Annotated in this window: 21 protein-coding genes and 1 pseudogene; 5 read left to right on the top strand and 17 right to left on the bottom strand. The window is 37.0% G+C overall.

Annotated features, from left to right (window positions below; all coding sequences use genetic code 11):
• Positions 1-492 precede the first annotated feature (492 nt).
• From proC to ACIPKN_RS13685, 3 genes are all read left to right on the top strand, one after another.
• Complete coding sequence (proC, locus tag ACIPKN_RS13695) at positions 493-1,299, top strand: pyrroline-5-carboxylate reductase (protein WP_400936820.1); 807 nt, start codon at positions 493-495, stop codon at positions 1,297-1,299.
• Positions 1,300-1,345: 46 nt separating this feature from the next.
• On the top strand, positions 1,346-2,356 hold the full coding sequence (gene namA, locus ACIPKN_RS13690) for an NADPH dehydrogenase NamA (protein WP_400936817.1): 1,011 nt from the start codon (positions 1,346-1,348) through the stop codon (positions 2,354-2,356).
• A 233-nt stretch (positions 2,357-2,589) separates the two neighbouring features.
• A complete protein-coding gene (locus ACIPKN_RS13685) occupies positions 2,590-3,099 on the top strand; it encodes a chymotrypsin family serine protease (RefSeq protein WP_400936815.1) in 510 nt (169 codons plus the stop codon).
• A 626-nt stretch (positions 3,100-3,725) separates the two neighbouring features.
• Here ACIPKN_RS13685 and ACIPKN_RS13680 read toward each other — a convergent pair.
• The 5 genes from ACIPKN_RS13680 to ACIPKN_RS13660 all read right to left on the bottom strand — a co-directional run bounded on the left by ACIPKN_RS13680 (position 3,726) and on the right by ACIPKN_RS13660 (position 8,395).
• Positions 3,726-4,613: a sensor histidine kinase gene (locus ACIPKN_RS13680; RefSeq protein WP_400936812.1), complete on the bottom strand. Its 888-nt coding sequence runs from the start codon at positions 4,611-4,613 to the stop codon at positions 3,726-3,728.
• Between the two features lie 14 nt (positions 4,614-4,627).
• Entirely contained in the window at positions 4,628-5,410 is a 783-nt protein-coding gene (locus ACIPKN_RS13675) for a hypothetical protein (RefSeq protein ID WP_400936810.1), read from the bottom strand.
• Entirely contained in the window at positions 5,403-6,326 is a 924-nt protein-coding gene (locus ACIPKN_RS13670; protein WP_400936808.1) for an ABC transporter ATP-binding protein, read from the bottom strand. The genes ACIPKN_RS13675 and ACIPKN_RS13670 overlap by 8 nt, the downstream gene beginning before the upstream one ends.
• Positions 6,327-6,419: 93 nt before the next feature.
• The gene (locus tag ACIPKN_RS13665) at positions 6,420-7,091 is read right to left on the bottom strand and encodes a response regulator transcription factor (protein ID WP_400936805.1); all 672 of its coding nucleotides are present in this window, start codon (positions 7,089-7,091) and stop codon (positions 6,420-6,422) included.
• A 422-nt stretch (positions 7,092-7,513) separates the two neighbouring features.
• On the bottom strand, positions 7,514-8,395 hold the full coding sequence (locus ACIPKN_RS13660) for a LysR family transcriptional regulator (RefSeq protein WP_400936803.1): 882 nt from the start codon (positions 8,393-8,395) through the stop codon (positions 7,514-7,516).
• Between the two features lie 242 nt (positions 8,396-8,637).
• Between ACIPKN_RS13660 and ACIPKN_RS13655 the strand changes: the two genes are divergently transcribed.
• Complete coding sequence (locus ACIPKN_RS13655) at positions 8,638-9,663, top strand: DUF2332 domain-containing protein (protein WP_400936801.1); 1,026 nt, start codon at positions 8,638-8,640, stop codon at positions 9,661-9,663.
• Positions 9,664-9,986: 323 nt separating this feature from the next.
• Here the strand turns inward: ACIPKN_RS13655 and ACIPKN_RS13650 are convergent, their stop codons facing one another.
• The 10 genes and pseudogenes from ACIPKN_RS13650 to ACIPKN_RS13605 form a co-directional block, all read right to left on the bottom strand.
• Positions 9,987-11,045 (bottom strand): LLM class flavin-dependent oxidoreductase, encoded by a 1,059-nt coding sequence (locus ACIPKN_RS13650; RefSeq protein WP_400936799.1) that lies wholly within the window; start codon positions 11,043-11,045, stop codon positions 9,987-9,989.
• Between the two features lie 15 nt (positions 11,046-11,060).
• Positions 11,061-12,002 carry a ring-cleaving dioxygenase gene (locus tag ACIPKN_RS13645; RefSeq protein WP_400936797.1) on the bottom strand — a complete coding sequence of 314 codons (942 nt, stop codon included), beginning with the start codon at positions 12,000-12,002 and terminating at the stop codon, positions 11,061-11,063.
• A gap of 52 nt (positions 12,003-12,054) precedes the next feature.
• Entirely contained in the window at positions 12,055-12,498 is a 444-nt protein-coding gene (locus ACIPKN_RS13640; protein WP_400936795.1) for a MarR family winged helix-turn-helix transcriptional regulator, read from the bottom strand.
• Between the two features lie 97 nt (positions 12,499-12,595).
• Complete coding sequence (gene cdaS, locus ACIPKN_RS13635) at positions 12,596-13,216, bottom strand: sporulation-specific diadenylate cyclase CdaS (RefSeq protein ID WP_400936793.1); 621 nt, start codon at positions 13,214-13,216, stop codon at positions 12,596-12,598.
• 376 nt (positions 13,217-13,592) lie between these two features.
• Positions 13,593-13,990: pseudogene (locus ACIPKN_RS13630) on the bottom strand (acetyl-CoA C-acyltransferase); the annotation flags it as partial.
• Between the two features lie 21 nt (positions 13,991-14,011).
• Positions 14,012-14,758, bottom strand: a complete 747-nt coding sequence (locus ACIPKN_RS13625; RefSeq protein ID WP_400936791.1) for a 3-hydroxybutyrate dehydrogenase — start codon at positions 14,756-14,758, stop codon at positions 14,012-14,014.
• Positions 14,751-15,701 carry a 3-hydroxyacyl-CoA dehydrogenase family protein gene (locus ACIPKN_RS13620; RefSeq protein ID WP_400936789.1) on the bottom strand — a complete coding sequence of 317 codons (951 nt, stop codon included), beginning with the start codon at positions 15,699-15,701 and terminating at the stop codon, positions 14,751-14,753. The genes ACIPKN_RS13625 and ACIPKN_RS13620 overlap by 8 nt, the downstream gene beginning before the upstream one ends.
• A gap of 20 nt (positions 15,702-15,721) precedes the next feature.
• Positions 15,722-17,032 (bottom strand): GntP family permease, encoded by a 1,311-nt coding sequence (locus ACIPKN_RS13615; protein ID WP_400936787.1) that lies wholly within the window; start codon positions 17,030-17,032, stop codon positions 15,722-15,724.
• A gap of 24 nt (positions 17,033-17,056) precedes the next feature.
• Complete coding sequence (locus ACIPKN_RS13610; protein ID WP_400936785.1) at positions 17,057-17,692, bottom strand: 3-oxoacid CoA-transferase subunit B; 636 nt, start codon at positions 17,690-17,692, stop codon at positions 17,057-17,059.
• A complete protein-coding gene (locus tag ACIPKN_RS13605) occupies positions 17,676-18,362 on the bottom strand; it encodes a CoA transferase subunit A (protein WP_400936782.1) in 687 nt (228 codons plus the stop codon). Before ACIPKN_RS13605 ends, ACIPKN_RS13610 begins: the two co-directional genes overlap by 17 nt.
• 38 nt (positions 18,363-18,400) lie before the next feature.
• Here ACIPKN_RS13605 and ACIPKN_RS13600 point away from each other — a divergent pair, with 38 nt between their 5' ends.
• A complete protein-coding gene (locus ACIPKN_RS13600) occupies positions 18,401-18,619 on the top strand; it encodes a TetR/AcrR family transcriptional regulator (RefSeq protein ID WP_400936779.1) in 219 nt (72 codons plus the stop codon).
• 258 nt (positions 18,620-18,877) lie between these two features.
• Here the strand turns inward: ACIPKN_RS13600 and ACIPKN_RS13595 are convergent, their stop codons facing one another.
• Positions 18,878-19,108, bottom strand: a complete 231-nt coding sequence (locus ACIPKN_RS13595; RefSeq protein ID WP_132359946.1) for an acyl-phosphate glycerol 3-phosphate acyltransferase — start codon at positions 19,106-19,108, stop codon at positions 18,878-18,880.
• 266 nt (positions 19,109-19,374) lie between these two features.
• Positions 19,375-19,944 (bottom strand): DUF6434 domain-containing protein, encoded by a 570-nt coding sequence (locus ACIPKN_RS13590; RefSeq protein ID WP_400936777.1) that lies wholly within the window; start codon positions 19,942-19,944, stop codon positions 19,375-19,377.
• Between the last annotated feature and the right edge of the window lie 103 nt (positions 19,945-20,047).

Genomic DNA, 20,047 nt, shown 5'->3' with positions numbered 1-20,047 from the left:
AGTTTTTCTTCTTTTCGTCACCCTCCTGTTGACAGGTTGACGTATTATTAATATAATTTTGAATAATCTAATTATTTTTGCGCGTTGATGAAGCCAAGTACGTAATTGGTGAAGGTGTCTTAGAGAGTGTTACATTTGCTGAAAGTGACATCACCCGCTCCCATTACAGAACCTACTTCTGAGCAGTTATGAAAACATAACCGTTTCCCTTGCGATAAAAGGGCTATGAGTTGTGCCAATTGGCAAACAAAGGTGGTACCGCGGAAACAACAGCGTTTTCGTCCTTCTTTATAAGGACGGGAGCGCTTTTTTTATCTTCATTTAGCAGATGTTTTGGTAGCGAAAGCGAAGCGGCAGCTGAATGAAGATAAAGCCTCCGGCGGATGTCACGGATTTTCAAAATCCGGACGCATTGTTTATCTGTAGCGAAAGCAAAGCGACAGATACAATTACGCCAAGGCGAAATTGATTTTGAGAACTGGAGGTTTTATCATGAAAAAAATACTATTTATTGGTGCAGGCTCTATGGCAGAGGCATTGATTCAGGGCTGGATTAAACAAAAGGTATTTACAGCGCAAGAAATTTACGTCACCAATCGCACAGACAAGGAACGCTTACAATTTTTACACGACACATATAATGTAAATGGCAATTTTAATGATGCTATTTATCAGCAGGCTGATTTAATCATTCTAGCAATGAAACCAAAAGATGCCGTTGTAGCGATGCGTGAGCTAAAGCCTAAAATTACAGAGCAATCAGCCGTTCTTTCTATTCTAGCTGGTATTGCCATTACTACTATTACAGAACATTTAGGTGCTCGTCCAGTCGCACGCGTTATGCCTAACACTTCTGCTACTATTGGGATGTCTGCGAGCGGGATTGCCTTTAATGACGAAGTGACAGCAGAACAACGCGCTCTTTTCTTACAGCTTTTAGAGGCGATTGGTTCAGTTATTGAGGTAGATGAGGATCAATTACATGCTGTAACCGCCCTTTCCGGGAGTGGGCCAGCTTATATTTATTATTTAATGGAGGCATTTGAACGGGTTGGTACAAAGGTCGGTCTCTCGAAGGATACAGTAAGACTATTGATGACGCAAACACTTGCTGGTACTGCAGAAATGCTGAAGCAATCCGTCGATGAGCCTGATGTATTACGCCAAAAAGTAACCAGTCCGGGCGGTACAACAGAAGCTGGAATTAAAGCTCTTGAACAATATCAATTTAATGAAGCCATTGAAGCATGCATTAAAGAAGCTGAAGCTCGATCTCGATCACTTGCAAATAGTAAATAATGTGTGCCAAAATAAAGTATATCACTAGGGATTAGGGGGCTTTAAATTGGCTAAATTATTCGAACCTTATCAATTGCAAAATATCACTTTAAAAAACCGCGTAGTGATGGCGCCGATGTGTATGTACTCGGCACAGGATGATGGACTTGTCACACCTTTCCACCAAGTACATTATGCAACGCGGGCTGCTGGTCAAGTTGGTTTAATTATTGTCGAAGCTACTGGTGTTGTACCAGAGGGTCGTATTTCTAGTAGCGATCTTGGTATTTGGGATGACGCTCATATTGAAGGTTTAAGTCAATTAGTTCAAGGAATGAAAGTATACGGAGCAAAGACCGGCATACAGCTGGCACACGCTGGACGTAAAGCAACTGTAGATGGAGAAATATTTGGGCCATCAGCTATTGCATTTAGCGATGCTTTTAAAACGCCAACTGAAATGACACTAGAAGACATTGAATATGTTGTAGAAGCATTTAAACAAGCAGCTGTCCGGGCAGCTAAAGCTGGCTTTGATGTTCTTGAAATCCATGGAGCACATGGCTACTTAATAAGTGAATTTTTATCACCAGCGACGAATAAACGCAATGACCAATACGGTGGCTCTCAAGAAAATCGTTATCGACTATTACGTCAAGTCATCGATGCTATTCGTAGTGTTTGGGAAGGCCCCTTACTTGTACGCGTTTCCGCTGAGGACTATGCAGAAGATGGTACAACAATGGATGATTTTATCGTCTTCAGTCGTTGGATGAAATCACAAGGTATCGATTTAGTGGATGTTTCTACAGGTGGTGTAGTGCAAGCACATATTAATGTTTTTCCAGGCTATCAAGTAACTCATGCTGAAGCGATTAAGCATGGTGCTGATATTCCAACTGGAGCAGTCGGCCTTATTACGACAGCTATTCAAGCAGAGGAAATTTTACAAAATAATCGTGCTGACTTAATCTTCCTTGCGCGTGTTCTTCTGCGCGAGCCATATTGGCCACTTCATGCTGCTAAGGATTTAAGAGAAGAAGTTAAACCTCCAGTGCAATACGTACGTGGTTGGTGAAAAATAGCGGTATAGCGACTATTCATCAACATATAAAAAAACAGCTTGTTGGTTTATGCTAACAAGCTGTTTTCATGTCAATAAACAGGATTTTGTTTAATTTCTTCATCAATTGCCTTCACTAACGTCTCTGCATCATCTGCCGTTATGACTTCTCCATTGACGATGGTGAAAATAGCAGAGGATATTCTTGTTCTGCTGGATACTATGCAAAAAGTGGAAGCAATTACCATTTGATTACTGCGGGCCATTGTAGTAGAACTTATGCTTCAGGTAAAGCGACACTTTACTATTCTGACACTTACGAATATGGTACAACAACTTTAGTGAAAGTAAGCTCCATTCGGTATGGTGGGAGCCTAGATGCTCTTTCAATATCGGTTAGTGCAAGTAACGCGAATAGTAATATTAATATTAATGGAGGAGTAAGAAAAATGACTTCTTCTCAGGCTAGGAATGGAGATACCGTGGGTCAATCTGTATGTAGAGTTGGATATGCAAGTGGTAAATCCCAATGCGGAACACTCAAAAGCAAAAATGTTAGTTATACAATCGATGGAGCTTCTTTTTCAGGTTTGAGAGGTTCGAACTTGTCTTCTACTCCTGGAGATAGTGGTGGAACTGTTTATAATAGTTATCAATACTTAGGTATTACTAAGGGTTCTGGAGGAGGACATACTCATGTGTATTCTCAAATTGGTGATATTAATTATGATTTAGGCTTAAGTACTTACTTGCAATAATTTGAAATAAAGATGCTAGATGTTTAAGTTCTAAGGTTATGAACCTGAAATCAATGTAAGCGTGATTTTCAGGTTCATTTTTATTTTATTAGTTGACCTTATCAAGTGAAAACTATCAGACGAATTGACAGATAGATTGGTGATGATGTGAGTGTAACAGTTTAAAATTAGACATCTACATTTCTTTATTTCCTTTTTTACAGCACCCTCCTATCCCATAATATTTAAAATCAAATTCCATTAGCATATGTTTTCCGCGTTTTGTAGGTGAGACCTCGCACACTATATATTTATATATTGATATATGAATATATTTTCGTTTTAAATCTATGATATATCCATGAGTATCGTTAATTTAAGTAAAATTACCCCTAAGATAAACATCAATTTTAACATAAGTATCCGTTAAAAAAGTTACAGGAATTGCTCTACGCTATATTAAAAATTACCATAAATGGTTTTATATCCATACAATAGTTATAACATTGTTTTTTCCCACCTAAAAAATCGCTGATAGAACCGCGAACATCGCTGATAAAAGTGCAAGAATCGCTGTTAGAACCACGAACATCGCTAATGAAATTACAATTGTTATTGCCAAGATGTACTAAGCTTCTTGGCTACTTCTATTTTAAATCCTTTTTTACACACACTAAAAACTCAATCATGCCATTTTCTATTTTGGCCGTTGCATTTCCACCTAGTTTTTCTGCTAGCAGCTTGACAATAGATAGCCCTAGACCCGTGTTTTTACGTCTGGAATTGTCTGTTGTATAAAATCGATCAAAGAGCTGATTAGGATTTAGTTGACTATTTTCGTCAATCGGATTTTGAAAACAGATATATGCATGTTCTTCTTCTATCCACATCTTGATCGTTACATCACCTTGCGCATGCATGATACTATTTCGTACTAAGTTTTGCACAATGCGTAAAAGCATTTCTTCATCAGAGTGAATAATGAGCGGCTCAAAATTTGGTAAGTTGACGGCTATTCCTTTTTGTTCAAATTGTACAAAGGCACCAGCAATCTCTTCAAATACTATGTTCGAAATATTAATACGATCTTTTTTGGGCTTATCTTCATTACTATGCAAATAGGAATATTCAAAAAATGTTGCTAATAATTGCTCTAGTCTTCCAACATGTTTTTGTGCGATTTCAAGCTTTGCAAGCTGCTTTTCTGTTAAGGGTTCCTTTAAAAGCATTTGTTGATAGCCCTTTATCGCAGTGAGTGGCGTACGAAAATCATGCGAAATGTTTGAAATCATTTCCTTATAGTATTTTTCTTCTCGCTTAATATACGACCTTGATTTTTGTGATTCTATTAATATGCGATTTATATTTGCCACTAGTTGATTTATTTCTTTGTTTAATAGCTCTACGCTAATTGGCTGTGTATATTGCTCATGTAGACGTTGTGACAATTGTACATTCATCATTTGTAGTTGCCTTTGTATATAAAAAATATAAAATAATAATCCTACAATGATTACAATTGCCACAATCCACATTCCCTACCATCCCCTTACTTGATTTCTGCTTTTCTAAATGTCATGAATGTTACATATATATTGATTACTATAAATACGACACAAATGGAAACGGCCGAAATTATATCACCTTTACTCATGCTTAAATTAATCGTAAGATACTCCGCTGAATATGGTGTGAAGGATAATACTTTATCTATCATCTCAAATGAATCCTGAAAACTAGCGACCTGCCCAAAGAACATGGACATCATGTAATACGCAGCTACTACAAGCACCGATTTTCTGAAGGCAAACGCCAGTAAAATACAAGTCGTTAACTGCGCTAGATAGACTATAGTCATTGTGCTCATTATTGTTACGTAATCGGCAAAGCTACCATTAGTAGTCGCCGTTAGAATGCTTAAAAAACCTGCTGCTTTCCCGCCCATACTAAACGTGCTGTCCATTGATAAACCAATTATTGTCACGATGATATACGGGCTTACAAGAACAATAAGTAATATCCAGAAAACAATCGCTTTACTTATGACAATTTGGATTCTTGCAAAGCCGCTTATAATCGGATGATGGATATTTTTTGTATCAAAATCTGAACAAATAAGTGTAGTGGCAAGTACTGCGCCTACTATTGACATCGTATTCATATCAGATAGTAAAAAACCAACGTTGCTGATGCTTTCATTTATTGAGTTATTGCCTATACCATAAGCAATACTAAACATTGCTGTTGCAGAACATGTTGTAAGAGCCAGTAAGACCCAAAACATTTTGGATTTAGTTGTTTTATAAAGGTAAGCACGTACTAAATTAAACATGGCGCTCACCTCCAATTAACGTAAGGAAGTAGTTCTCTAATGTGTCTCCTTGTAGACTAAATTCCGTAAGTGTTACCCCATTTTCAAATAAGGCGGTTGATACGTCCCCAAGATTCTCTAAGAAATCATACAATTTAATCGTTTTATTTGGCATGACTTGAAAATTTTGTGTTTTAAGAATTGTTTCTAATACATGTGCACATTGTTCGGGAGCTGTACAACCAATGCGAATATAATGTCTACATTCTTCGTCGAGCTGTTGTTGCGTCATTTGTTTCATAATTTTCCCTTTATGAATAATGATATAATCAGTCGTTGTTTGATAAAGTTCCGGTAAATTATGACTCGAAATTAAAATCGTCATCTGTCGCTCTTCACAAAGACGTGTTAAAAGCTGACGAATTTCAACAACACCTATAGGATCTAACCCATTCACTGGCTCATCTAAAATCAATAGCTCTGGATTAGTTAATAACGCAATAGCAATGCCTAAACGTTGTTTCATGCCGAGTGAAAAATGCTTAGCTTTCTTATTGTTTGTACTCGTCAATCCAACCAATTGCAGTATTTCATCCTCTAGCTCCTCATTCGGAATCCCCCGCATTAAACGATGATATTTAAGGTTACCTTTTGCGGTCATATCAGGGCTAATCGCTGGTTGTTCAATCATACTGGCAAGACGTTTTCGTTGCTGCTGTATTTCCTTGTCAGATGATTTTCCAAATAACTCAAATGAACCTTCTGTTTGAAAACTAATCCCTGAAACAATCTTCATTAAGGTTGTTTTTCCCGCACCGTTTTCACCAATAAGCCCATAAATACGTCCTTCTTTTAATTCGATTGATACGTCGTGAAGTACTGTATGCTTTTTATATTTTTTCGTTATTTGATTCGTTTTTAATATGGTTTCTCCCATATTAAGCACCTCCCTTTCATATTCATAGATTACTCATGAAAGGTATAGATAAAGTAAAGATGACGTAAAGATGACGTATAGATTACGGATGATTTATGGACGTAAACGATAACCAAGCCCACGAAGTGTCTCGATATAATCTGCTTGTGGATTTTTTGTCTTTAATTTATGTCGAAGATTACTAATATGAATTTTAATAATATGTTCATCCCCTAAATATTCTTCTTGCCAAATGGATTCATATAAATTTGCTTTCGTGAATACTTTTTCTTGGTTTGTCATAAACAATTCGAGCAGTAAATATTCCTTTGCAGTTAGTAAGACCTCTTCACCACTTACTGTAACTCGCTTAGCGACATCATCCAGCACTATATCCTTGTATTGCAGTTGCTTCATTGGTGTAGCTTTTTTAACACGACGTAATATCGATTCAATACGGGCAAGAACCTCACCAAGGTCAAAAGGTTTCGTAATATAATCGTCCGCTCCTAAACGAAGCAAATCAATTTTTGTTGACACTAAATCTTTTGCTGAAATCATAACAACAGGTACATCCGAAATAGCGCGAATTTCTTTTAATAATTCATCACCACTTTTATAGGGAAGCATAATATCAAGAAGCACAATATCAAACTCATTTTGCAGAAATGCTCGATGTCCTTCTACTCCATCCATCACACTTGTTACCTGATAATCCGCTTGCTCAAACAATTCTGTTAACATTGCATTTACATCTTCATGATCCTCAACCATTAAAATTCTCAATACAACCACACCTTTAATCAATTATGACTCGGCATAATTGCGTCCAGAATCGCTTTGCGCTTAGGCCTTTTGCGCGAAAGCGTGGCGTCAGCAGCAGGATGAAGTCGTCTGCTCGGGACTTCCGTCGCTTCGCCTTTTCTTTCCGTCGTTCTGCTCGGCCTTTCCGTCGCCTTCTTTTCCATCCGTAGTTAGCCGTTATTTTAGGCTAACATCCTTTAGTAACTCCTTTTCGATTCCGTGACATCCGCCGGAGGCTTTACCTTCTTTGCCGAAAAAAGTTAAAATATCCCTATTAATATTATATGGGAATTCATATTAATAAACATTAAATAATTTTATTAGCTATCACCCTAACGTTGGGTTCATTTTAATTTCGGATAGGTTATCTTCCATTCGTTAAATTGGGATAATCGACAATAATTTCACAAATATTCCCTCGTCTGAAATAAACATAGTAACCCTTCTGGAATTTCTACTGAATCCTTATAAAAAAGATATACAGGAACACTTGGTAAAGTTATTTCTTCGAAGGGAACGATGTTAAACCTCCCTTCCATCCGCTCTCTTCTCACAATCATTCGTGGCAAAAATGACATACCTAATCCGTCTTTTATTAAGCGCTTTACCACATAGGATTGAGATATGGACACTTGTTTAGTAACGACATATTTTTCCTCAAGTTTATGTAATAAATCCGCCCAAATAGTTGGATGATGGTGTGTAAATAAAGTGTAGGTTTGAAATAATTCCTCATAATCAATATATGCTCCTGTCTCATCATCGCACGCATCTAGGGGAATAACCAATTCTAGAGGACTCTCTACAAGAAGCTCTTGGTGCCAATGGCGGTAACGTGTTGGCAATAAGGAAATACCAATATCCGCCTGATCATTATTTATTAAATCCTCAATTTTTGCAGAATCCTCCACTAGAATCGATATTTCAATGGCAGGATTTTCATTGATAAACTGATAAATAACATGGGGCAATATCGTTTCCACCATTAAAGGAGTCATTGCAATAATTAGCTTTTCTTCGATTCCCTTTGTTGCTAATTGAAAGCGCTCAATACTTTTATCCCATTGATGGATAATTTGCTTAGCTTCTATTAGAAAAAGCTGTCCTGCCTTCGTCAATTGCACACGATTTTTTTCACGTTTAAATAATTTAATATTCAAAAATTGTTCTAGCTGATGAATATGAACTGTAATACTTGGCTGCGATAAATGAAGTTCTTCTGCGGCTACTCGAAAATTACAAGATTTAGCGGCAACTACAAAAGACTGTATCCATTTATAATCCAAACGCTCACCTCTTTCAATTAATTATGCCTCGGCATAATTGCGTCCGGAATCGGCTTTGTGCAAGCACAAAGCCGATTCCAAGACATCCGCCGGAGGCTTTAACTTCTTTCAGCGGATGTTTGAACACCCGCTGAAAGATTAATCTTTTTAATCAACTTCATTAACTATATTTAATTTACTAAATTATCGAACAATAATAAACTAAAATTAGATCGATTACTTTTAACAAAGGGGAGAATCGTATGTTAGCTAAATTAAGTAAGCAATTCCGTACTTTTGCCAAAAATGAATGTGAAAATTCAAGTCCACTATATGAACATTTAGCCAATAAGATTGCCGATGATGATGAAATATTAAAAGTTGCCGCATTTATACCTAAAGGACAACCTGTACCCAATTTATTATTAGCTGGCGTTCAGTATTTACTGTCATCAACCAAAGACGAATTAGTTTATTTTTATCCATCCTTAACGACAACACCAAAACCAATAAATGAAGTCTATCCTGTTTTTAAAGCATTCGTATTATCCCATTCAGATGAATTGAAGACTTTATTTCAAGAAAAACTTGTTCAGACTAATGAGATTCGCCGTTGTACTTACCTTTATCCGATGATGACAGAAATTTATGAAGGGCATCAAAAACCTTTAGCCTTAATAGAAATCGGGGCAAGTGCAGGACTTCAACTTGGGATGGATCAATATAATTACTGCTATAATCAACAGCTTCATATAAACCATTCAAATAGCGCTTTCGTTTTGTCCTCAGAAAATCGGGGAGAACCGCTTCCAGCTTCCATTACAAATGCTCCTGTTGTTTGTAAACGTGTTGGGATCGATTTAAATCCTATTGATATTCATAATGAGGAAGAGCTTCGATGGCTCCAAGCTTTAATTTGGCCAGAGCATCAAGAACGTAGACTTTTATTAAATCAAGCACTCCCTATTTTAAAAGAACTCGATTTAGAACTGATAAAAGGAGATGCTATTAAACTTATAAAAGAAATTAGTAGAGATATTAATCAAGATGCGCTATTAGTTGTTTATCATACGCATGTGGCCAATCAAATCCCAATGGAGTTACGCCTTGAACTAATTGAACAATTAAAAGAGATCAGCATGGAACGCCCTCTCTATCATTGTTATAACAATTTATTTGATATACAACTGCATCAAGATTTTATGGATCAAGGTGAAATAGAATCTATCCGAATAATGGAACGCCCTGATGGTCATGCTCGATGGTTCAAGTGGTCCAACCAAAAATAAAAGTTGCCACGAAAAAACGCTGCATGAGATTTTTCTCTCATGCAACGTCATGTTGATTAAAAACTATTAAATCAATGAAATTAAGTTTTCTCGGCAAAAAGAGGGGTTGATTTCCGTTCCGGCTGGGCGCTTTCCTAGGGGCGTCCGATGAGCCGCTTCGCTCCGCTGCAGGGTCTCGGGCCAACACAATGTTGGTCACGAAGGCGTTATCACAGGACGTGATGCTTTTAGCCTTCGTTCCTCTGTCACTGATCCCCAAGGAGTCGCCCAGCCTCCACTCCAATCAACCGCTTTATTAAGCAAGTATCTTATAGTATATCACTCTATTTTTTTGCAGTATATTTTCTAATTGCTGGTAAAATATCGTTCCCGATAATTTCGATATTTTTCATTAATTTATCGAATGGCACACCGCCAAAATCAATTTGTGCCATAAATCGTTGCATGCCATAGAGCTCGTATTGATACAGTAATTTTTCAATAATTTGCTCCTTACTTCCGACCATTAAGGCGTCTTTTGTATCCGGTGCTTCCGCGAATTGTTGCTTTGGATAACCTGCGCCACGAATTGCTTGGAATCCTCCATTTAAATGGGGATACATCCCTTGTAGTGCCTCTTCCGTCGTATGTGCAACGTGGAATAGGCTTGTTGTAGCAATCGGTAACTCTTTCGGATCAAAGCCACTTCTCTCCGCTGCCTCTCTGTAGGCATCAACTGATGGCTTAAAGTTAACAGCGGGACCACCTAATGTCGTTAGCATCATCGGAATGCCCATATAGCCTGCTTTAATGGCACTTGCAGGTGGTCCGCCAACCGCACGCCAAATTGGCAACGAGCCATTTTTAGGTTGTGGCAAAATTTGCGCATTGTGCAGTGGTGCACGGAATTGCCCTTCCCAAGTGACCAGTTCGTTGTCATTTATTTTTTTCAGTAACGCTAATTTTTCTTCAAAAATTTCTTCATAATCCTTTAAATCGATACCTAGTAATTGATATGCACCAACTCGAGAGCCACGCCCTGCGACTATTTCTGCACGTCCATCTGAAATTAAATCAATCGTTGCAAAATCTTCATATACGCGTACAGGATCAGAGACACTAAGGACTGTTGCAGAGCTTGCTAATTTAATTTTTGATGTAGCGTGTGCGATTGCTCCTAAAACAACTGTGTGTGCCTGTGTCGTAAAGTACGATTGATGACTTTCGCCAACAGCAAAGACATCAATACCCGCTTGTTCTGCAAGCTGACTTGCTTCAATTAGCTCTTGGATTCGTTGTTGAGCTGAAATACGTTCACCTGTTAATGGATTTGGAATATGATCCCCTAATGAATATAGGCCAAATTCGATGCCTTTCGATTGATCAAAACGGTATTTATCCATGATGAATATCTCTCCTTAATCTAGCGGCTCTAAAATAGCTTCGATTTCTGCACGTCTTTCTTCTAAAAATGGTGGAAGATCAAGTTCTTTGCCAAGATCCTCTATTGCCGAATCAACTGTAAATCCTGGGCCATCTGTTGCCATTTCAAATAAAATTCCATTACGATCTCTAAAATAAAGACTTTGGAAATAATAACGATCCACAATGCCAGTACTATCAAAGCCCTGCTCCTTAATTTTAAGATCCCACTGTTGCAACTCCTCCACTGTTCCGACACGCAGTGCAAGATGATGAATACTACCACGTCCAGGTTTCTCACTTGGTCCTTCTAATTCTTGAACGACGATTTCTCCAAGCACTTCACCAGGAATGGATTGCAATACTGCTTCTTTTTCACTTTCTGTTACAACTGTGTAATTAAATAGCTCTTTTAATACACTTACTGTCCGTTGCAAGTAACGAACTGTAATTTCAACTGTACCCATCCCTAAAATACTATGTTCTGCAGGGATATCAGAGCCGTCCCATGGTTGCCAATGAGCTGGTGTTTTATGCCTATGATTGTTTAAAAGCACCATTCTTAACCCTTCATGATCCTCAAAAAACAATGCATCTTTACCTGCATAAGTTGTTATTTCACTATGTTCAATCTCTAACTGTTGAAAACGATTTTTCCAATATTGCAGACTGTCATAGCTTGGCACTAGTAATCCAATACGTGTAATGGCATTTGTTCCGCGCACTGTCCGTCCTGCTACAGGCATTTCAAAAAATGTTAATTCTGTACCCGGTGCTCCTGTTAAGTCTCCATAAAACAAGTGATACATGGAAGGCGAATCTTGGTTTACTGATTTCTTTACACGACGTAAGCCGAGAAGTTTTGTGTAAAAATCATTATTACGTTTACCGTTTTTTGTTAGCATTGATATATGATGATGTCCACTTAATTTGTTCATGAATGTTTCCTCCCTGTTTTCACTTGACTAAGCAAGTGATAGTGTAAAAAAATCACGCTGGTGGTAATTTTTTATCACGACTATGCTTCTCTATTTTCGACATTAGTGTATTTAAAGTTTTCATTTCTTCTTCTGTTAATACTTCTTCAAAAAATGAAGATTGAAATTGTAGCTGACTTGGTGTTGCTGTATCAATCATCTGCTCGCCTTTAGCTGTTAGTGAGATTGTTTTAGTCTTCCAATTTTGCTTACGTTCAATAAGTCCATCTTTTTCAAGACGAGTAAGCATCCTAGACATACCACCTTGCGTCACTATCACTTTCTCTGCTAATTGGGATTGCGTTAACGGTGCATATGTCTTAATTTGGATTAGGACATCAAATTGTGCAGTCGTTAAGCCAAAGCGCTTTAAAAACTCATTGGATAGCTGATTACTTTGATTTGTAAAGCGCATCATCCGAATCCACGTCACTGTTCCGAGCGTATGTTTTCGCATCGCTTCTCCCCCTCTCATTTGTCACTTTACCACGCAAGTGATGTACAAGCAAGAAAAATATCTCGAACTCAAGATATTTTTCAGTGTGAAGCTCACACTATATAATGCCATGCGTCGTAATTGGATATAAGTTTCCTTTAAAGGCAAAGGAAATTCTTCCTGTTTCTTCAGACACTATCATGACAAGCGCATCACTTACTTCACTTAACCCTAATGCTGCTCGATGCCTTGTGCCTAATTTCTTCTCCCCTGTATATCTCTCTGACAGTGGCAGTACATTTGCTGCTGATTTAATTAGATTTTGGCTTATTAAAACGGCGCCATCATGAAGTGGATTTCCAGGAAAAAAAATAGATTCTAATAAGGAATGCGTTACTTCTGCACCAATATGAATACCAGGCTGTATGATAGATGATACAGAATCCTCCCGTTCAATAACAATTAGTCCGCCGTGTCTTCTTTTAGACATATTTTGTACGCTATGCGAAAGCTCAGGATATTTTTCAGTAAACGGCGAAAGATAGCAATTCAAATAAAACGTAGCAGCCTTCATTTCAATCGTTACAAATTTCTCTTTTATTTTTTCAAAATTCCCAAGAAGACAGTTTGCATCCGTATCCATAGCTTCTACACTTTGCTGTAATGAATGAATGACCTGCAGAAGCTCTTCCTTTAATGTTTGTTTCATTGGTGAAAAATCGCAATTTGTTGGATCCATAAAAAAACACCCCGCTTTTCAAATTTAAAATGAAAAAACTCGTATTTATTTTTAGTTTCTCTCGATGGAATTATTTTATTCCCTTGAATTCAACACACAACATAAGTTATAGATTGGATCCATCCATTTTCACAACTATTCAAAGAGATGTGCGCGAAGTGAAGCGTAATAAAGAAGCAGTAGCGTACTTAATATAGGCTCTAGCTCTGCTAACTGTATGGTTGTTTGCTTTCAAGTTAAAAAGCGTATTCAAATTGTAATTGAATACGCACACTAATCTTCTACTGATAAATTTTAAAAAGTTCATATTTTTAGAATCCTATTTATAAATGATAATGGGTGTCTAAAAATTATAAATCCGTTTTCCCTATTAGTACTACAATGTTGGATTCTCTAATAAAATTGCAATTCCTTGCCCACCACCGATACATAAGCTTGCTATACCGTATTTGATACCTCGTTTTTGCATCTCCAATGCAAGAGAATAAGTAATACGCGCACCACTTGCACCAACTGGATGTCCAAATGCCACTGCCCCTCCATTGACATTTACTTTTTCAGTGATCAATATCTAATTCCCTTTAAAACTGCTAAAGCCTGTGCTGCGAATGCTTCGTTGAGTTCATATAAACCAATATCATCTAATGTTAAATTAGCTTTACTCAATACTTTACGAATTGCCGGGGCAGGACCAATTCCCATAATAGTTGGGTTTACACCTGCTATTGCTGAAGTGACAATCTTAGCTAATGGATTTAACTGATGCTCCTTTACAGACATGGTCAATCCCCCTTTTTACATCCCACCTGAAACATTCAATGCTTCACCCGTTATCCCCGTTGCTTGCTTCGAAGAAATAAAGAATACACTATCTGCAATTTCCTGTGCTGTAATAAAACGTTGCATCGCTTGCTTTGGATAGACAATTTCATTTAATGCCTCATTTTCCGACATGCCTCTACTTTCTTCAAGATCTTTTAATTGTTTTATAAGTAATGGTGTTTTCACAGGACCAGGTAAAACAGCATTCACAGTAATTCCATGCATTGCACCTTCTAGTGCTGCTACACGTGTCAAGCCAATGACACCATGCTTCGCTGCGACATATGCAACTTTTTCAGGTGTAGCCATTTCACCATGAACCGATGATATATTAACGATACGTCCATGTTGTTGCTTTTTCATATAGGGGAACACATACTTAGTCATTAAGAATGGTCCTTTTAACATGACATTTTGAAGCAAGTCCCACTTATCTTCTGGAAAATCTTCAATTTTAGCACGGTATTGTATACCAGCATTATTCACAAGAACATGCAGTTCATGCTTTCTGCAAATGGCATCAATTACATGTTGGACAGAAACTGCATTTGAAACATCTAACTCAATTGCCTCGACCTTGCCTGGATATAAATCTGCCACTGCTTGAGCTGCTTCTAACTTTAAATCTGTAGCAAATACATAATCCCCTTCCTCAACAAACTTTTTCACCATCGCTGCCCCTAAACCGCCTCCTGCACCTGTCACTAAAATATTACGCATGCTCAATCTCCATTTTATCGAATGTTTTTAGTTGTTGAATTAATGAACGATCACGCTCTATTACGTATTCATCTAAGCTTTGCCCTGGATAGTCAAAAAAGCCTTTCGAAGATTTGACACCTAAATTACCTTGATCGATTTTATCTTTTATTACGCTAAACGAACGCACATTCGTTTCAATCTCTGGTTGTAATTGTCCTAATACAATATCCCAAATATCTAACCCACCAAAATCAATAATTTTCAGTAAACCACTTGACGAAAATCGGAATCCAGGTCCTGCAAAGATGGCCCTTTCTAAATCTCGCTCTGAGACAACACCATCTTCTAACAATGACAATGCTTCACGTGCTAATGCTACTTGGATACGATTGGCTACAAGACCTGGCACCTCTCGTCGAACTTCAATTGTAACCTTCTCCATTTTTTTCATAAACGCATTAACTTCATCATAGGTCTCTTGCTTCGTATCAGGCCCTTTTAGAAGCTCTACAAGTGGAACAATATGCGCTGGATTAAAAAAATGTGTTAGCATCACTTTATCCTTATGTTTTTCTACATTACGACTGATTTCTGATAGTTTTAAACTTGAAGTATTAGATGTTAAAATTACATTTTCCCCGCAAATTTCATCTAGTTGCCTGAAAATTTCCTGTTTGAGTTCAAGGTTTTCTGTTGCAGATTCAATTACCAAATCACATCCAGCAACACCTTCGATTTTTGTAGTAAAGGTTAACCGATTTGTAATTGTCTCATCTGAATCGCCAAACAATGTCCCTTCCTCACGAAAAATTTTTAAATAAGTTTTTAATTTTTCACCTGCTAATTGCAAAGATTCCTCCTTAATATCTTGTAAAACAACGGGCATTCCATTCGTGATAAATTGAAACGCTATCCCAAATCCCATTGTTCCAGCTCCAATAACTCCAACCTTTTGAATCATACTTACTTCCCCCTTAGGCATTAGTATAATAAAACCGTAGCAATCAACATTGGAATACTTGCAATTAAAGGCGCAATAACCGAAACAACGAAGATATGTTTATAGGCGTCTTTATGTGTTAACTTTGAAGCAACTAATATTGTAATGACAGCACCATTATGCGGTAATGAATCAAGTCCTCCCGAGGCAACTGCCATTACCCTATGCATGGCATCCGGATTTAATCCTAGATTTAGATAAGTTGATGATAGCGCTTCCATTGCAATCCCTAAACCACCACTTGAAGACCTCGTGATGCCTGCAAGTGCCGTTGTTGCTAAGAAAAGCGAAATTAGGGGACTACCTGGAATTTGTGTCATGGCTTCATTGAAAAGACTGAAACCTGTTGTAATTGCAATGACAGAGCCATAACCAACGTCTGCACTCGTATTAACAATTGGTAGTATGGCTGATACTGCACCTTCATTTAGTGTATTTTTCTTTATTTCAATATAATTCCAGAATAATATAGTTGTTAATACTACAACACCCATTAATGTATAAGTAATATCAATTTTGAAAACATTCAGTATCACTAGTAAAGCAATTGGGGGAACTAAACTCACAACAATATTTGGTAATGGACGACCTTCATAGAGATCCTTAATTCCTTCTTGACCATCTTTTTCTGGGTTTGTCATATTTGCATAAGTTTCCTTACGTTGTTCTGAACGTTTTAACGCGAACTTCATATACCATAGGTTAATCGCAATGACGAACACCGCTGCAATAATACCTAGTAAAGGTGCCGCTGTAACTGTTGTCCCAAGGTACTTTGTCGGGATAATGTTCTGTACAGAAGGTGTCCCTGGCAACATGGTCATCGTGAATGTCCCAATCCCTGTAAAGAACGGTGCCATGAATAGATGCCACGGAATATCTAGCTCTTTGAATAATGGTCTTGCGATTGGTAATACTGCAAAAACTACTACGAATAAGCTTATCCCACCATACGTTAAAAACGCACAAATGACCATAATTGCTACTAACACTTTGTATTTGCTATTCTTACCAATAATCAACAATAAGAGATTAGCAATTTGACGAGCTGCACCACTATCATCCATTAGCTTTCCAAACATAGATGCAAATAAAAAAATCAGGAAATATTTCTGAACATAACCTATAAATCCTGTCATGTACGTATCTTGGAACGTCTCTAAAATCGGAAATCCATTCGTTACCATTACAAATAAACTCACAGCAGGAGCGATGATGATAATACTAAATCCCCTTAAAGCTAATACGATTAAAAGAATTAATGAAATCACAATCGTAATTAAACTCCACATCTACTGTTCCCTCCTGATAGTTGTTTATTTTTGTCTCAACGGTAAGCCAATTCGCCTTTTTAATTCTTCAAATGTCAAATCTCCATAAATATCATCTATGAAAATCTCATCATCTTGGAAAATAAAATTTGCATACTCCGTTACAAATTGATTAACACGTCGTTCACCACTTGAATCAAGCGTTAACGATTCTACTAACTTAGGAGTTCCATCTTTTTTAAAAAGAGTACTAGCTACAATTACTTTCTTTGCTCCAGCGACTAAATCCATTGCACCTCCAACACCTAAAATTGGTTGATCCGGTACAGACCAGTTTGCGATCTCACCATAACGGTCAACCTCAAGTGTTCCTAAAACAGCTACGTCTATATGTTTTCCTCTAATCATTGCAAACGAGAATGCGCTATCAAAAAATGACGCTTCGGGTGTAATTGTTACGGGATGTTTCCCTGCATCAATTAAATCTATATCTATTTCATCCATGAGTGGTGATGGACCCATGCCTAGTAGCCCATTTTCAGTTTGCAAATATACTTTTTTATCTGCAATATATTTAGAAACAAGTGTTGGAATTCCTACCCCCAGATTCACTACTTCCCCATCTTTTAGCTCAAATGCAATACGCTTTGCAATTATTTCTCGACTATTTAATGTCAACATAAGTACCTCCCTGTTTGATGTATTTACTTTCAACTATGAAATCTACAAAGATGTGTGGTGTTACAATTTCTTCAGGATTTAGCTCACCAATTTCAACGATTTCATCTACTTCAGCAATAACTACCTCTGCAGCAGTAGCCATTAGAGGATTAAAATTCCTTGCAGTTGTGTGGTACACTAAATTTCCTGCTTTATCGGCTTTCGATGCTTTAATAAGTGCTATATCCCCTTTAATTGCCTTCTCAAATAAATAACGAACCCCATCAATTTCGCGAACTTCTTTGCCTTCGGCTAATCGTGTCCCAACAGCTGTTGGTGTATAAAAACCACCTATTCCAGCACCACCGCAACGAATTGCTTCTGCTAACGTCCCTTGTGGCATTAAATCAATCTCCAATTTTCCAATTGACCAAGCCATAACAGCTTCTTTGTTAATTGTAAAAAAAGAACCAATCGCTTTAGCAATTTTCCTTGCCTCGAACACTTTATGAAGCCCTTTGCCGTCATCACCTAAGTTATTACTAACAATCTCATAATTTCCTGCCTCGAACTTTGCTACAGCATCTAATAATGTTAACGGCGTTCCTGAAATACCAAATCCTCCAACTAATAAACGCATATTATCCTTAAATAATGATTCCAACTCTTCAGAACTTCTTAATTTTCCCATTTTAAAACACCTCCATACATTAGATTGTGGTCTATATTATGAATGTAGCGCTCGAAATATTTAAAAGTCTTGGGTATGATAATGTTTCTGTGGATCGAATTACCAAGGAGAGTAAAACAACTAAGGGGTCTTTCTATCAAAACTTTTCTTCTAAATCAAGTATTTTCATGATGCGCTTTAAGAAAATGAATGAACATTATGTACAATCTATGAGGATAATGAGCACACTTTTTTCACAAATGAAAATCGTAAGTTGAACGTAATTCTTCGACAAAATATTGAAGAAGATAACTTATTTTTTTCCTAGAAATTGTACAAAGTTTAATGGGGGCCTTTTTCTAAATTAGAGGATTTAGGGGAAACACTTGTCAAGCAGCTCATCATGTGCCTTCGTTTATCAATGAGTTTTGACTTCTAATATCAGCAATAACTTTAACAATATGACAATAAAGACTTCAAAGAAAAAAACACGTGTATCCATTAGATAAACTAAAGAATACACGTGTTGTTATTACTTACATTTGTCCAGAACGAATTTTCTTGACGATACTGAATGTTGTGTAGGCAGCAGCCGGTGCAAGCACTACAATAAAAATAAGCCAAACCGTTAAGTTGTCCGTCGCTTTTAATGTGTCATAATTTGAGATAACAAACATAATTAGTCCAAATAGTAATAAATAGCTCAGCACATTGGGAAAAATAACGATTAAACGCAATAGTGCTGGTGGCATCTTTTGCTGATTCATATAAAACCACTCCCCTTTAATCAATTATACAAAAATTAACTATTAATCGCATTATAATTCTTCCATATTCCAAATTCCCATTCTAACTATTACTACTTTTCTTTTAACTTGAAAGGTAGAGACTACTTAATCATATGGCTGTTTTCTTACATAAATTGTTGCTACCTACTAATAGAGCAATTTACAATGAGGTATTGGTTTCGCTGGCTTGTAAATAGAAAACAAATGCTAAATTCCACTCGTTGAAAATTACCTCAATTAAAAGACTAATTTTCAGGTATATATTTGTTACTCCCAGGGAGTTTCTTCATTTTATTCCAAGCTTCAATCGCTTCTGCACGACTTTTCCCTTTATTTTTTGAATCAGAGAAAAAGTCACGAATGAATTGATTGTATTCAAACTGAGGTGGAATTTTCTTCTGGTGTGATGGGTCTTTTTTGCGTTTTTCTTCTTCATACCAAGCATCCACAACATCACGATACATTTTTCCAATATTGTTTTTAATGTAGTTTTGGATATAGGTAGAAAAATGAAACTTTGGAATTACCGTCTTGAAAAATGCTCTCACATCTTGACTACAACGATGATTTTCCGTAATGACTGTATCAAGACTTAATTCACTGTTAGTTCGAGGTTTATTATTTGCCTTTGAATTTCTTTGTGGTTTTTTTATCTTTCCTGTCCGAAGAAAAGTTTCAATTCTATCAGAAATCTCGATCTTAGAGCCCGACGCGCTTATTCCATTATCTCTACAAAATGATTGTAATTCTTCTTTTAACCAATAAAAATCCATAAAATCTTGACTACTAATTTCTTTTGTAAGCATAGGTCTCATGCATAACACTCCTTATATGTACACATCCATATTATAGAACATTTGCTCTTTAGTGTAAGCAAATTTTTATTAAAAGCAGCAACAAACTTTACGAAAACAGCCA

Source organism: Lysinibacillus sp. NPDC086135 (assembly GCF_044746345.1).
Classification (GTDB): domain Bacteria; phylum Bacillota; class Bacilli; order Bacillales_A; family Planococcaceae; genus Lysinibacillus.
The sequence above is the reverse complement of the archived record's forward strand: the minus strand, read 5'-3'. Positions and strand labels throughout refer to the sequence as shown.